This is a genomic window from Clostridium sp. YIM B02500, assembly GCF_022324665.1.
Taxonomy (GTDB): Bacteria; Bacillota; Clostridia; order Clostridiales; family Clostridiaceae; genus Clostridium; species Clostridium beijerinckii.
The window spans coordinates 86,363-100,995 of the sequence record NZ_JAKGTE010000004.1 but is presented as its reverse complement, the minus strand read 5'-3'; the positions used below and the strand labels follow the sequence as shown (position 1 = coordinate 100,995).

The 14,633-nt window shown below is 29.2% G+C and carries 13 protein-coding genes, 1 riboswitch and 1 other annotated feature; of the genes, 3 read left to right on the top strand and 10 right to left on the bottom strand.

The window, feature by feature from the left end:
* Complete coding sequence (locus tag L1S46_RS04480) at positions 1 to 717, top strand: polysaccharide deacetylase family protein (protein ID WP_017212459.1); 717 nt, start codon at positions 1 to 3, stop codon at positions 715 to 717.
* A 72-nt stretch (positions 718 to 789) separates the two neighbouring features.
* Here the strand turns inward: L1S46_RS04480 and L1S46_RS04475 are convergent, their stop codons facing one another.
* The 6 genes from L1S46_RS04475 to thiF form a co-directional block, all read right to left on the bottom strand.
* Positions 790 to 1,308 carry a tryptophan transporter gene (locus L1S46_RS04475; protein ID WP_011968000.1) on the bottom strand — a complete coding sequence of 173 codons (519 nt, stop codon included), beginning with the start codon at positions 1,306 to 1,308 and terminating at the stop codon, positions 790 to 792.
* A gap of 176 nt (positions 1,309 to 1,484) precedes the next feature.
* Positions 1,485 to 1,717: a binding site (T-box leader), on the bottom strand.
* A 45-nt stretch (positions 1,718 to 1,762) separates the two neighbouring features.
* On the bottom strand, positions 1,763 to 3,508 hold the full coding sequence (locus tag L1S46_RS04470) for a bifunctional diguanylate cyclase/phosphodiesterase (protein ID WP_011967999.1): 1,746 nt from the start codon (positions 3,506 to 3,508) through the stop codon (positions 1,763 to 1,765).
* 192 nt (positions 3,509 to 3,700) lie between these two features.
* Positions 3,701 to 3,892, bottom strand: coding sequence for a DUF4250 domain-containing protein (locus L1S46_RS04465; protein ID WP_011967998.1), 192 nt, complete (start codon positions 3,890 to 3,892; stop codon positions 3,701 to 3,703).
* An 89-nt stretch (positions 3,893 to 3,981) separates the two neighbouring features.
* Positions 3,982 to 4,848, bottom strand: a complete 867-nt coding sequence (locus tag L1S46_RS04460; protein ID WP_011967997.1) for a tRNA 2-thiocytidine(32) synthetase TtcA — start codon at positions 4,846 to 4,848, stop codon at positions 3,982 to 3,984.
* Between the two features lie 183 nt (positions 4,849 to 5,031).
* Complete coding sequence (locus tag L1S46_RS04455; protein WP_171787270.1) at positions 5,032 to 5,682, bottom strand: thiamine phosphate synthase; 651 nt, start codon at positions 5,680 to 5,682, stop codon at positions 5,032 to 5,034.
* A gap of 7 nt (positions 5,683 to 5,689) precedes the next feature.
* Positions 5,690 to 6,493: a sulfur carrier protein ThiS adenylyltransferase ThiF gene (thiF, locus tag L1S46_RS04450; RefSeq protein WP_238899307.1), complete on the bottom strand. Its 804-nt coding sequence runs from the start codon at positions 6,491 to 6,493 to the stop codon at positions 5,690 to 5,692.
* Between the two features lie 371 nt (positions 6,494 to 6,864).
* A riboswitch (TPP riboswitch) is annotated at positions 6,865 to 6,972 on the bottom strand.
* Between the two features lie 329 nt (positions 6,973 to 7,301).
* Here thiF and L1S46_RS04445 point away from each other — a divergent pair.
* Entirely contained in the window at positions 7,302 to 7,898 is a 597-nt protein-coding gene (locus tag L1S46_RS04445) for an ECF transporter S component (RefSeq protein WP_238899306.1), read from the top strand.
* Positions 7,899 to 8,167: 269 nt separating this feature from the next.
* Here L1S46_RS04445 and clpB read toward each other — a convergent pair whose 3' ends face one another.
* Positions 8,168 to 10,759 (bottom strand): ATP-dependent chaperone ClpB, encoded by a 2,592-nt coding sequence (clpB, locus tag L1S46_RS04440; protein ID WP_023973636.1) that lies wholly within the window; start codon positions 10,757 to 10,759, stop codon positions 8,168 to 8,170.
* Positions 10,760 to 11,023: 264 nt separating this feature from the next.
* Here clpB and L1S46_RS04435 point away from each other — a divergent pair, with 264 nt between their 5' ends.
* On the top strand, positions 11,024 to 11,410 hold the full coding sequence (locus L1S46_RS04435; protein ID WP_011967992.1) for a CBS domain-containing protein: 387 nt from the start codon (positions 11,024 to 11,026) through the stop codon (positions 11,408 to 11,410).
* Positions 11,411 to 11,567: 157 nt separating this feature from the next.
* Here L1S46_RS04435 and L1S46_RS04430 read toward each other — a convergent pair whose 3' ends face one another.
* The 3 genes from L1S46_RS04430 to L1S46_RS04420 form a co-directional block, all read right to left on the bottom strand.
* Entirely contained in the window at positions 11,568 to 12,833 is a 1,266-nt protein-coding gene (locus L1S46_RS04430; RefSeq protein ID WP_238899305.1) for a transcriptional regulator, read from the bottom strand.
* A gap of 17 nt (positions 12,834 to 12,850) precedes the next feature.
* Positions 12,851 to 14,161: a tetratricopeptide repeat protein gene (locus L1S46_RS04425; protein ID WP_011967990.1), complete on the bottom strand. Its 1,311-nt coding sequence runs from the start codon at positions 14,159 to 14,161 to the stop codon at positions 12,851 to 12,853.
* Positions 14,162 to 14,414: 253 nt separating this feature from the next.
* Positions 14,415 to 14,588: a hypothetical protein gene (locus L1S46_RS04420; protein WP_011967989.1), complete on the bottom strand. Its 174-nt coding sequence runs from the start codon at positions 14,586 to 14,588 to the stop codon at positions 14,415 to 14,417.
* Between the last annotated feature and the right edge of the window lie 45 nt (positions 14,589 to 14,633).

Below are 14,633 nucleotides of genomic sequence, written 5' to 3'. Positions count from 1 at the left end.
ATGAATCTAAAATCGCTAAAGAAATACATTCCTTTTGTTTTGATTATAATAACTATAATTAATTATCAAAATCTTCTTATGCATACGGTTCTTGCTGATGAAAAAAAAATAATATATCTAACTTTCGATGATGGCCCAGCTGGAAAGGTGACCACTAATGTTTTGGACATATTAAAACAAGAATCTGTTCCTGCAACCTTTTTCTTAATAGGAAGTCAAATCAAAGGACAAGAAGATTTAGTTAAAAGAATGTATAATGAAGGGCATGCCCTTGGTCTTCATAGTATGAGTCATAATCGAAATATCCTTTATCACTCTAATGAAGAATTTCTAAAAGAGATGTTGGATACCCAGCAAATAATTAATTCCATAGTTGGTATTAAGCCAACTATACTAAGATTCCCTTTTGGTTGTAATAATAACTGTTATAAAATTTCGCAGTCTATGGTGGATTTACTTCATCAAAATAACCTAAAAATTTACGATTGGAATACAGATAGTGGTGATGGTGCTCACCCTAATGCTAGTCCAAGTACATTTATTAAAAATTCCAAAAGTGACAAAGAGCGTGTAGTACTATTAATGCATTGTGCATATATGAGTAAAAATTCAGTAACGGCTTTACCTAGTGTAATTAAATATTATAAAGATAATGGCTATGAATTTAAAGCAATCGATGAAAATACTGATGAAGAATATCATTTCATGAAAAAATAATAATGGATAAAATAAAGAAGCTATCTCAAAATTAATCCTTTTGAAATAGCCTCTTTAAATTATACAAAATATCTATTCTACCGCATAGCTTCCATTTACCGATGTAATCTTTTCAACAATTTTAAACATTATAATTCCTGATATTGTATTCACTATTATTGTTGGCACAACTACTGATATGAAAAGTACATTAAACGATAATCCTCCAGGTAATCCTACTATATTCGCTAGTAAAGTTAAAAATACTGTTCCGCTCACTAAAGTTCCTAAAGGTAATAATATTGATACTTGCACTAACTTATTAACTTTATTTCTTAAAGGCATTAATATCAAATACATAACATTACAAGTTATAAATTTATCTATAATATTTGGTAATTGTCCTCCTGGTGTTTTAGTTGTTAGTGCTGCAAACACTCCCATAATAATCCCACATAGTAATGTTGTTTTATAATCTTTATTAAACACTATTATTATAAATAACATTGCCAATGAGAAATCTGCCTGCATACCGAATGGTGGTGTAACCTGGTGTAATATTGCTCCTATTGCTATTAAAATTGCATTTGTTGCCATTTTCTTTGTATTCATAATAAAAATCCCCCTTGTTAATCTTTGCTTATTTTATTTTTAAGTCGAAACCACTTTCTTTCACAACATACTTATCACGCCCCAATATTTAAATATATTTCTTTGTTATGCTTCCAAATATAGAGTCTTTTGGTTAACAACTACTAAAAAAGAATAAAAAAAAACCGTCCTATAATTAATAGGACGGATATTATCCGCGTTGCCACCTAGATTGCATAAAATGCCTCTCATTTCAGATACAAACATATCTTATTCGCTATAACGTGCGACTTACGGCTAAACTACTCTCAAAAGATTTCATCTCGCTCCTCAAAGGCCCATTCATCATTAACTACCGTACTGAAATCTCACCACCTTCAGCTCTCTTTAACATTGTTATATGATTACTATCCCTCTTCGTAGGATTTATTTTATAATCTTATATTATATCCTCAAATAGTGTTTGTCAACACTTTTATAAAATTTCCTTACCGATTATATTCTTAATTGCGTCAAACATTCTTGGTTTACTGAAATAGTATCCTTGAACAACATCACATAATATTGTTCTTAAATATTCAACTTGCGATTTTTCTTCAACACCTTCTGCCACTACTTCTATCCCCAATTGATGTGATAAGTTTATTATATTCTCTACAATACATTTACTCTTAGGATTGTTCATCAAATCAATTACAAAACTCCTATCTATCTTTAGCACATCTATAGGTAATTTTGTCAAATAGTTAAGTGAAGAGTATCCCGTCCCAAAGTCATCTAAAGCAATGCTTACTCCTAATTTTTTTATCTCCTGAAGGATCTTAACGTTTCTATCAAATGATTTCATTAGCATACTTTCTGTTATTTCTACTTCTATATACTTTGGATGAATTTTATATTTCTTTATTAGTTTTTTAAAATCTGATAAAACAACATCCTCTCTGAGCTGCATTTCAGACAAATTAACTGCTATCTTAAAATTATCATTTCCCTCGTTTAAAAGACATTTCGTCTTTTTGAATACTTCTTCCAAAACAAAACTTCCAATTGGAATTATCATTTTTGAACTTTCTGCGATCGGAATAAACTCCGCCGGGCTTACCATTCCAAATTCACGACTTTCCCATCTTGCTAAAGCTTCAAATCCGTTTACCAAAGAATCATCGAGTGATACTTTAGGTTGAAACATAACATATAATTCATTATTATTCAGTGCAGTTCTCAACCCTTTCTGCAAGCTATAAACTCTGTTTAGCTCATCAGAAAGGCTATCATCAAAAAAATCACACTCATTTTTACCATTTTTCTTTGCTTCATACATTGCTGCATCTGCATTTTTGAGTAATGTATTATAATCTATTCCGTGATCTGGAGATAGAGAAACACCAATACTTGCTGTTAAGTATATTTTTCTTCCATTCACTATATTAGGTTTTTCAAAAGACTTTGCTATAGCATTACCCAAAGTTATAATTTCTTGTATATCAATTATATTTGGCTTAAATAGCAGAAAAGTATTGCCGCTATATCTTGATACTAATATATCTTCTGTAACAGATTCGACTATATTATAGCCCACTTCTTTTAACACTAAGTCTCCAAAATCATGCCCGTAGGAGTCGTTTACATATTTAAAATTATCTAAATCTATTATCAGCATCGCGGCTCTAGTATTACTATTAACAACATTTTGTAACATTTTGGCTACCGTGTTCTTGAAAAAATATTTATTAGGTAGCCCTGTAATTCTATCACTATGAATTATTGAATCTATTGTTTTATTGACCATAGATTCTTTCCAATTTTTCGTCAAAGAATCTATATCACCATATTCATTCTCTAAGTCCTTAAAGCAATAACTAGTTCCAGTAAAGTAATACTGTTCATTACTTTTAATTGACTTCCCCACAAGAATAAACTCAACAATGTTACCCCTAGGACTTTCCATCTTGTATTGTAGCTGCATTTGTTCTCTATTTATATAGTGTCTCTTTAAATCTTGAGAGAAAAAGCTTAAAACATTTTGTTTATCTTCTTCACCAACAAAATTTATAAATTGATCTAAAGTTTCATTCTTAGTATCATACTCTTCAAAAAAACTTTTCATTGTATCATCAATTATTAATTTAAGCTCTGATTGATTCCAAATTATATTAACGCCCAAAATTGGTATAGAATCAAATATTTCCTCATGATTTAATTGAAGTTCCTCCCTAATCATATATATACAATCCTTCACATAATTCTATAATTTGTACTATTCCTGTTTGTTAGAATCTTTAGATTTCTTATCATTTGCTAATGATGCTATTAAAGCTGCTGTTGCTGCTATAACAGTAATTAATTTGCCTGTCTTTTTTAAATTCATATAACATCACCTTCCTAACTTTATGAATAATTATTTATTAAGACTCTAATTCTTAAATTGATTTTCTTCTTCCTCGTATTTATATCCGATACTTATTAATATATTTATAATATCGTCTTTAGATAATTCTAAATCATCACAAAGAATATCTAATGAACCATATTGATCTCTTAATTTCATGTTTATTACACTTAACAATATGTTTGGATCACTGATCCCCATAGGATTATTTTCCATCTCTACTCTTCCTTTTCATCTATTGGTATATGGTTAATTATAGCATAACATACATTTCCAAATTAATAAATACTTTTAGTTACTTAAGTCTACTCTTCATCGTAATAATCTAGAAAAGAATGCTTTTCTTCGCCCTTTTGCCAACCTAATATTGAATCCATACTAACATTTTCAGCTGCTTTAAAGATAGACTTTTCAACTCCGCTAAAATTCTTCTTTAATTCTTTAATAAGATCTTTTATTTCATATCTCTTATTACCTATTCTTTCAGCTGCAACCATACAAGCGCAATTCAATGGCCATATACCACTATAATTTATGAATCTTTTTATATACTCTTCCTCTATAAAATACATAGGCCTAATTAATTCTAAACCTTCAAAATTTTTGGCCTTTAGTTTAGGCAACATTGTCTTAAAATTACCACCATATAAAATGTTTAGCATAGTTGTTTCAATTACATCATTATAATGATGCCCTAATGCAAGTTTGTTACATCCAAATTCTTTTGCTTTTGCATAAAGAGAGCCTCTTCTCATTCTTGCGCACAAATAACATGGGTAATCCTTAGCCATTTTATCAACAACATCAAAAATGCCTGATTCATACATGTGAATCGGAATATTTAGATGCTCACAATTTTCTATTAGTAAATTTTTTATATCTGGATGATACCCTGGATCCATAGCTAAAAATACTAATTCAAATTTAACTTGACCATGTCTTTGCAACTCCTGAAATAATTTTGCCATAAGTATACTATCTTTTCCTCCAGAAATTCCAACAGCAATTTTATCTCCTTCTTGAATTAAATTATATTCTTTAATTGCCTTAACAAATTTTGACCAAATATGCTTTCTATAGCTTTTAATTATAGCTTTTTCAATCTCTTCTAGTGGCTTTTTTTCTCCATCTGGTATAATTCTTGGACAGCCTTTTCCTGCAATTGTACTCATTATTTCATTTCTCCTTATTATCTTAATAGTATCCAGATCATAGATACTAATTGTTCTTGAATATATCTTTCTTTAAAGAGTTTATAATGAACACTTAAGATTTACAAGTGTTTTTAGGTTTTAATATTAGCTGATTTTAATTATTCGTATTCGTACTTTGATTTTCATATATCAAAGTAATATTTATTTAGAAAGAGATTTCACTAGTTCTTCAGGGTTTTTGTCTTTCATCAAACTAGACATTATAGCAATTCCACTTGCTCCAGCATCCAATACTTTCTTATAATTATCTTGATTTATTCCGCCTATTCCGATAATTGGAATGTTAATCTTCTTGGAAAGAGCCTCTATTTCCTTAATTCCTCTAGGCGGAAGACCTTTTTTACAATCAGTTTCAAACACATGGCCATAAATAACATAGTCTGCTCCTAATTTAGCCGCTTGTATACCTTCTTCGCAACTATGTATTGAAACGCCGATCATCTTATATATTTTATATTTATCCCCACTAAAGTGAAAATTATCCACCATTTCTTTAGAATTTATTGCTCTTCCTGTGCATAACCTGTTACTAATATTTATAAAATCATTAAATGATAACTGAATTCCATCAACATTGGACTTTTTAGCAATATCTATATTGGAATTTAGTATTATTCTGATATTTGTATTTTTCAGTTCCTCTTTTACTTTCAAAACTAATATCATTAGCTCTTCACTGCTTAAATCTTTTTCTCGTATAATTAAGAAATCTAGATTAGATTCTGATATTTTTTTTATTTGATCAAAAAAGTCCCTACAAAGTTTTCTATTTGTTATTCCAATTACAGACATCTTTAGTTTATACCTCTTCTCCTAATATTAATCTAAGAGCCATATTTGCTTCATGACACGCTGCGATACCAACTCTAGGTGCCATTAGCCCCTCATTTACTTTTGCCTCATTTTTAAAGTCTCCACACATATATAGCTTTGTATTTATTTTTTTGCTGATTATTAGATTGTTAGAATAATATCCTGCCATACCTGAGGCTGAAATAACCTTTGGTTTTTCTGTCTGAAGTAAAACTTCTCTAACTATCATCGCTTTATTTTCCGCCCCATCAAATGCTTCAATTACAATATCCATATCCTCAAATAAATCTTTAATGTTATCCTTATCTACATACGTATCAACAACTTCGATATTTATGAACGGATTGATTTCTAACAATATTTCTTTTAATGCATGGCATTTTTTCATTCCAATATGTCTTATAAAGTATTGTTGTCTGTTTAAATTACTAGGTTCAACCACATCAAAATCTATTATTTTTATATGTCCAACCCCAACTCTTCCCAACGCTAATGCTACTGTTGAACCAAGTCCACCAAGTCCAGCAATAGCTATCTTCGCCTTCTTAACTTTCTCATGAACCTTTGGAGTATGTCTACTTACCATTAGTGCCTCTAACTCTTCTTTTTTAGGCACCTCGCCTCTCTTAATTAAAGTAACTTTATCGCCTTCATTTAGAGAATAATCTTGTTTAATTGGAAAACCATTTAAAATAACTATATCCGCATCACTTTTTATCCTGCTTCTAACTTCAAATGCAGTAATTTCTCCCTCAATATATATTTCTCTTTCATTTACTAAAACTTTCAAACTAATATCCCCAATCTAAATAAATTTTAAAACTTAATATATCTGTTCATTATTTACTCATTATTTTCTTAGCAGTCTTTTTTCATAATTTGTACGACCAATGGGCAGAACCTCTACTTATTCGCCTTCCATCAATAAATTACTAGATAATAAAAAATCGCAGGCGACTGTGGAGCCGGAGATTTTTTTCACGCATCTGCCTTTTCGAACGCATGTGAGAAAAATTTGGCAGGCGAATAAGATTTCTTTTTATTCTTTTTAAAATAGCAAAACTATTAAATCAACCTTTTTTAAGTTATCCACAAATTTTACCAAAATATGAATTCCTAAAGAATAAAAAGACTTACCCTAAGGTAAGTCTTATAAATCTTCTAAAATATTTATTGCTTCCCTACGGTGGTATTAGCCACATCAGGTCAAAAGAGTTAAAGCAAATAAGCTTCTCTCAGCCAATTAAATTGGCACCCCTAGCCTTTTATACTATTCAATTTCTGTTATGGTTATATATTATCATTTTATTTCTTATAATTCAAATTTTTATGGATTAAATCCATAAATTAGATTTGTAAATTTATTCATATTTTGTATGGAAATCAACTTTTTTCTAAGTTCGTAGAATTAAATATAGAATCAGTAATTATTATTACTATATTTAAGTTTATATTTTTAAAATATAATTGAACATTTTTTCTAACGTGGTAAAATAATATGTGTCGGTATTCAATTAGAAGCTGAACGGAAATTCGTATATATTATATATTTTTCCGAATTATATCCATATATCAAGGAATAAGAACGGAGGTACCTTATGGAAAGAGACTATACTAAATCTAAATTTTCAGTTAGACAGATTGCAATGATCGGAATGCTTTCTGCAATTTCAATTTTCTTAGGATTAACCGGGCTTGGGTTCATACCAATTCCACCTGTAAAAGCTACTATAATGCATATCCCAGTTATTATAGGTGCGATAGTTGAAGGACCTATAGTTGGATCCCTAGTTGGATTAGTTTTTGGTTTATTCTCAATGTATCAAAATTTTACCGCTCCTGGTCCAACATCATTTATATTTTGGAATCCTATAATTGCATTAGTTCCTAGAGTCCTAATTGGAATTGTAGCATACTATGTGTATATACTTCTTAGAAAGAGATTTAAAAATCAAAGCATTAGTATTGCAATAGCATCAATCTGTGCTACATTAATTAACACTATAGGTGTTTTGGGTTTAACTTACGTATTTTACTTAGAAAGATACTCTGCTATTTTAAAGATAAATCCACAAACTGCTGGAATTGCAATTGCAACCATTGGTTTAACAAATGGAGTTCCTGAAGCTATAGTGAGTGCTGTAATATCAGTCCCTGTAATTGTAGCTATATTTAGAATTAAGAAAAAAATTTAACTAAACTCTAAACAAGTAAAATAAAATATTTTTTAAAGAATATAAATTATAAAGAGGCACTTGCTAAAAGCTGCCTCTTTTCTTGTTTTAATTATTGGTTACATATAAAACTATTATGAAGAATTAAAATATGGTATATAATACAAATATACCGATTCCTATTTACTACTTAAAAAGTTACTCACATTTTTTTGATTATAATTTTCTAGAGAATAAAAATTCCTATAGATCACATTTATCTACAGGAATTTTACAAAACTTATTTTTTACTAAAGTGGTTTTATTATTATTTCTTCATCTTTATTATCAATCACAACCTTAGATCCATAGCCTAGTTCACCCTTAATTATCATCCTAGCGAGTCTATTCTCTAAAGTGTTCTGTATATATCTTTTTAACGGCCTTGCTCCATAAACCACATCATAACCTTCTCTTGCCATTATTGTTTTTGCTTTATCTGTAACTTCTATTTCGATATTTTTATCTTTTAGCCTTAAACTTACTTCTCTTAAGAATATATCTATAATTTTCTTAATGCCAGACTCTGTCAAAGGTTTAAACATTATAGTATCATCTACTCTATTTAAAAATTCTGGTTTAAATCTTGATTTTAAAACACTCATTACTTTTGATTTTATTTCTTCATCAACGTGATCTTCATTAGTATTTTCTAATAAATATTCACTTCCGATATTTGAAGTCATAATTATTATAGTATTTTTAAAATCTACAGTTTTACCCTTATTATCAGTTAATCTACCATCATCTAATATTTGAAGGAATATATTAAACACATCTTCATGCGCTTTTTCAATTTCATCAAATAAAATTACGCTATATGGTTTTCTTCTTACAGCTTCTGTTAGCTGACCACCTTCATCATAACCTACATATCCTGGAGGCGCTCCAACTAATCTAGACACTGAATGCTTCTCCATATATTCCGACATATCAATTCTAATAATATTTTCTTCTGAATCAAATAAATTTCTAGCTAGTGTTTTTGCAAGCTCCGTTTTACCAACTCCTGTTGGCCCTAAGAATATAAATGATCCTATTGGTCTATTGATATCTTTAAGCCCAGCTCTTGCCCTGAGTATTGCATTAGTTACAGCTTCTATTGCCTCACCCTGGCCTATAACTCTATTACTCATATCATCTTCTAGTCTTAAAAGTTTTTCCCTTTCTCCTTCAAGTAAGTTAGTTACAGGAATTCCAGTCCATTTAGAAAGTACAGCGGATACTTCCTGCTCAGTTACTTCCTCTTTTAATAGAGCTCCCTCATAATTTTCTCTTAGTTCAATTTCTTTTTGCTTAATTTTTTCTTCTATAGCAGGAATCCTACTATATTGAATCTCAGCAACTTTATTATAATCAAAGTTTCTTTGCGCTACTTCTATTTCTCCTCTAGCATCATCTAGCTCACTTTTTAAGGTTTTAATAGCTGTGATTTGCTCTTTTTCTTTGGTATATTTTGCAGTCATCTCATCATTCTTTTCTTTTAATCCTGCAAGCTCTTTCTCTAAGTCATCTAACCTATTTTTTGAACCCTCATCTTTCTCTTTTGATAAGGCTTCTTTTTCTATTTCTAACTTAAATATTTTTCTTCTTATAACATCAAGTTCTGTTGGGAGGGAATCTATTTCAGATCTTATCATAGCTCCAGCTTCATCAATTAAATCAATTGCCTTATCAGGCATATATCTATCTTGAATATATCTGTCAGAAAGCTTTGCAGCAGCTACTATTGCTGAATCATGAATTCTAATCCCGTGATGGATTTCAAACCTTTCTTTTAATCCTCTTAGTATTGCAATTGTATCCTCTACTGTAGGTTCATCTATAATTACTGGTTGGAATCTTCTTTCTAAGGCTTTATCTTTCTCAATATATTTTCTATATTCATCAAAAGTTGTAGCACCTATACAATGTAACTCTCCTCTTGCTAATAATGGTTTAATTAAATTACCAGCATCCATTGCTCCATCAGTCTTACCAGCTCCAACTATTGTATGAATTTCATCTATGAATAATAATATTCTACCCTCACTGCTTTGAACTTCTTTTAATACTGCTTTTAATCTTTCTTCAAATTCACCTCTATACTTAGCTCCGGCAATCAAAGATCCCATATCCAAAGCAAATATAATTTTATCCTTAAGGCCTTCCGGAACATCTCCTCTAACTATTCTTTCAGCTAATCCTTCAATAATTGCTGTTTTACCAACACCAGGTTCACCTATTAATACTGGATTATTCTTGGTTCTCCTTGATAAAATCCTTATTGTCCTTCTTATTTCTTCATCTCTTCCTATAACAGGATCTAACTTATGCTTTTTAGCAAGGTCAACTAAATTAGTTCCATACTTTGCTAATGCGTCATATGTCCCTTCTGGATCTTGCGTTTCAACTCTTTGGCTTCCTCTAACTTCAGAAAGAACTTTTAAGAAATTATCCTTGGTTATATTATATTGCTTTAATATTTTAGAAACTTGATTGTTATCTATTTCTATAATAGCAAGCATTAAATGTTCAACACTAACATATGAATCTTCAAACTGTTTCGAAAATTCTTCAGCTTTAATTAACACTTCCTCTACTTTTCTAGTTATATATACATTGCCAACTCCTTCTCCTAAAACCTTTGGCATTGCATCTAATTCCTTATTTACTGACGCTTTTAAATTCTTTACTGATATACCCATTTTAGTAAGAATATTAGGAACTAACCCGTCCTCCTGCTCTACAAGAGCTGAAAAAAGATGAATTAAATCTATTTGCTGATGATTAAATTTAACAGCTGTAACATTGGCATCATTCAATGCTTGTTGAACTCTCAACGTCATTTTATCAATATTCATACTTATTCCTCCTAAATCTCTATGTTAAATTTCGAAATTATTATTAAAACTAGTTTATCACTATACCTAAATAATTCCTCTTTATCTATATAATAATACATAGGTCAAAGAAAGTCAAAGTTTATTTAGTCTTTTTTTAATTTTTTTATCATCTAAAGATTTATTTTAAATTTTGTTGTTTTATAGTAAAATAGTAATATAAATATTATTAGCCTGTTATTTTACAGCTTAACGATATTAAACTTTTTTAAAAGAGGTGATGTTATGAAAATAAGTTCTATCATTAAACCAAATTTCCATACAATTAATGTAAACGATACTATAGATAAAGCTTTAGATTTTATGGACAAACTTAATATTAATGGAATGCCAGTAGTAGATGATAAAGAAATTGTAGTAGGAATGATAGTAAAAGCTGATATATATAGATTCATGATACATCCAGGACATTATGTTAGCTGTCCAGTTGAGTGGGTTATGTCAAAATCAGTTATCTCTGCGCAATCTGACGAAGATCTACTCACTGTAGCTAAGCGTCTAAGAGAAAATGATATTATAACAATGCCTGTTATTGAAGACGAAAAAATTGTAGGAGTTATTAATATAGATGATTTATTAGATTACTTCATTGACTCTTGTTCAAAAAATTAGTAACAATAATATCTATATGAATTTAATAGCTTAAATATATCATTACTGATCTTAAAGGCTTAATTGTGAATATAAAAAAATAGAAGTGGCGATATTTTGTTAATCCATTATAATCGAATTAACAAAATATCGCCCTTCTATATATATTTACGAGAAATTAGATTTTTTTATCAACAGCTAATGCAAGATTAAAGTATTTTAGCGAATCCGCTGTAAGTCCAAGCTTATAATAAAGCTTACCCATATCTACATATCTATCTCTTCTTTCTTCTCTGGTACCAAATTTAAACAACGAATCTAATGATAGATTCATATATTTTTCGGCTTCCAAATGTTTGTCCATTTTCTGAAGAATTATACCCTTAAAATAATATGACTTCTCAATTAACTTTATATTATCAGTCATAATAGCTAAATTTAATGATTCTTCTGTAATCCTATAAGCTATCTCATACTCTGAATTATCAATTAATATTCTTGTACAATAATTCAAAAACTCCACATATTTTTCTACATTATCTTGTGGAAATATCTTTATTCCATCTTCTATTTCAGAGATTGCTTTTTCCTTTTCTTCTACTTCAAAATAATACTTTCCATAATTTCCATGAGATGCTGCCAGAGAAATAGGATTATATTTTTGATATTGAAATGCTTTCATTTTATATTCATCAACATAATCTTTTTTAAGCTTAATGCATACTGTAGCATATATATGATATATTTTCCCCTTGCTTTCATCTGTTTTAAGGTCATCAACATATCCTATGATTTCTGATAAAATGCTATATGCTTCTTCAGATTTTCTTAAATTCTGATAACACAGAGCCTCATTGTAGCCTATTAAACAGTACTCTGAACTATCAAATCCATCTTCTTTCAATCTAAACATTTCTCTAAGCTTGCTGTAGTAAGAAATAGCCTCAATATATTCACCATTTTGAGATAAATAACGTGCCATATCTTTAAAGTAGATAGCTGTATTTTCTTCCGTATTATTTCTTTGATATAAATCATAATATTGAGAAACTATAAGCTGAATATTTTCAACCTTATTTTCTTCTACATAATACGAGAATAATATGTGTATTAATTCAAAAGCTAAATCATAATATTTATATTTTAGTGCATAGCTTAGGTTATCTTTCAACTTACTTTCAGAATCAGTATCGGAAGATACATTCCTCTTTATTATATTTAGATTATTTGAAATTTGTTCATATACGTCTTCTATTAAATAATCTACATCTATTTCTATCTTCTCAGCTATATAATTCAGTAATTCGGTATCTGCCTTAATCTTTCCATTTTCTATACAGCTCATCTTGGCAATTGAAATCTTATTTCCGCATAATTCTTTCAATGTTATACCTTTAAATACTCTAGCTCTTTTTATCTTTTCGCCAGTAGATAGTATTTCCAAATATCTCACCCACTTACTTATAATTTGTAATTTTCTAACTTTTCTGCTTCATCAAATAACTTTATTCCTTGATTTAAGTAATATGAAGCCTCTTCCTCTTCTTTTTTATCTATGAAATATTTTCCGACTCTCATAGCTAATTCAGCAGCCTTCGACAATTTTCCGCTATTTTTTGCTAGCACATATGTATCAATCAATACACTTTCTGCTTGTTCTGGTTTATCGTCAATATTGAACATAGTATATTTTATTAGTTTACATTCGATTTTTCTATCTATATCATGCTCTTCAATTCTATTTTCTATATCTTTTAGTATTTTGCTACATTGTTCAGTATTCTTTAACTTCAGATAACTTTTACAAATATCTATTAGTATATCATTTATACATCCTACACGATTTTGTGTACTAATACTTTTTGATATATCATAATGCTTAAGAGATTCATCTAAATTTCCTAGTTCATAAAATAACTTTCCTAAATTATGTTCTATATTAACTATGCTCTTGTTATACTGTATCTTTTTATATACTTCTAATGTTTTCTTTGAATACTTTATTGCATTCGGCAAGTCACCTTTTTTATTAAATTCTTCTGCTAAAGAGAATAGATTTCTCGCATAATCTTCATCATTATAGACTTGTTCAAATCTATTTCTTGCTAGACAAGAATATTCTAAGGCTAAATCCAATTCTTCTACATCATAATATGTTCTAGCCATATTGTAGTATATTTCTCCCATTAAAAATTCATCTACAACCTTATTGTCTATATATACCTTTTCAGCCTGTTTTAAGTAACTACTAGAAGAATGATATGCCTTTAATTCTAAAGCAATATTAGCTAAATGTAGGAAAGTTTTTATTATCTGCTCATAATTATTATTTTTTACAAAAATTACATTTGCTGATAAAAAAAACTTCTGAGCCATAGGAAAATCTCTTTTATACATGTAGGATTTTGCTGTTATAAAATATATCATTGCTTTTCTATATTCTAGATTATATTTTTCACAGTAGTATAGAGCATTATCAATATATCTTTGACCTTTTTCGTAATCTCCCTGGAGTATGCATGATTCCCCTACCTGTTCGTAATATAAACTAATCTTTTCAGCTTGGCTTTCTTCTGATTCCATTAAATATTCTACATTTGTGTTCAATGCATCAGCTAAATATTCTAGCAAATCTACTGATGGATTCGAACGGCCAGATTCTACCAAACTTATTTGTCCTGGAGTTATTCTGTCTTTTGCCAAATCCTTCAACGTCATATTCAATTGTTTTCTTCTTCTCTTGATCTTTTCTCCCAATGATAGAATTTCCATCTTTTTAATCCTTCTCTATTCAACAAATTATTTAGTTATTTTAATATAATTTCCTTAATTATAACATAAATTTATAAAAAACTGCATAAAAATATAAATGTGCCCCAAATTTTATATAATTTAATTTTATTATCCATATTTATGTACAAAAGTATAAATACAATAAATAAAAATAAAAAGGCATGAAAGAAATTCATGCCCTTCTATTTTTGTTATACCTAATTTTTACATATTATACTTTCTTTTTGTAATTCTATCTCATCCAATCATAAACTTCATGACCTACTGATTCAGCCATATTCCTCATTCTTCTGCCTGCTCTTCTCATTGTTTTTTGACTCCTTCTATCCATACGTGGCATTAGAGACATTTCGACAGCAACTCCAATTAAAAATCCAGTCATCATTCCCTTAGAAAATCTTTCCATAATAAACACCTCTTTAACATCAATTTATTTTCTATAAATATATTG

Excerpts from the sequence above, each read along its gene's own strand:
- L1S46_RS04460 (WP_011967997.1), bottom strand. The coding sequence starts at position 4,848 with ATGAGTACAATTGCAGGAAAAGGCTGTCCAAGAATTATACCAGATGGA.
- L1S46_RS04480 (WP_017212459.1), top strand. The coding sequence starts at position 1 with ATGAATCTAAAATCGCTAAAGAAATACATTCCTTTTGTTTTGATTATA.
- L1S46_RS04455 (WP_171787270.1), bottom strand. The coding sequence starts at position 5,682 with ATGTCTGTAATTGGAATAACAAATAGAAAACTTTGTAGGGACTTTTTT.
- L1S46_RS04475 (WP_011968000.1), bottom strand. The coding sequence starts at position 1,308 with ATGAATACAAAGAAAATGGCAACAAATGCAATTTTAATAGCAATAGGA.
- L1S46_RS04425 (WP_011967990.1), bottom strand. The coding sequence starts at position 14,161 with ATGGAAATTCTATCATTGGGAGAAAAGATCAAGAGAAGAAGAAAACAA.
- L1S46_RS04420 (WP_011967989.1), bottom strand. The coding sequence starts at position 14,588 with ATGGAAAGATTTTCTAAGGGAATGATGACTGGATTTTTAATTGGAGTT.
- L1S46_RS04470 (WP_011967999.1), bottom strand. The coding sequence starts at position 3,508 with ATGATTAGGGAGGAACTTCAATTAAATCATGAGGAAATATTTGATTCT.
- clpB (WP_023973636.1), bottom strand. The coding sequence starts at position 10,759 with ATGAATATTGATAAAATGACGTTGAGAGTTCAACAAGCATTGAATGAT.
- L1S46_RS04465 (WP_011967998.1), bottom strand. The coding sequence starts at position 3,892 with ATGGAAAATAATCCTATGGGGATCAGTGATCCAAACATATTGTTAAGT.
- L1S46_RS04445 (WP_238899306.1), top strand. The coding sequence starts at position 7,302 with ATGGAAAGAGACTATACTAAATCTAAATTTTCAGTTAGACAGATTGCA.
- L1S46_RS04435 (WP_011967992.1), top strand. The coding sequence starts at position 11,024 with ATGAAAATAAGTTCTATCATTAAACCAAATTTCCATACAATTAATGTA.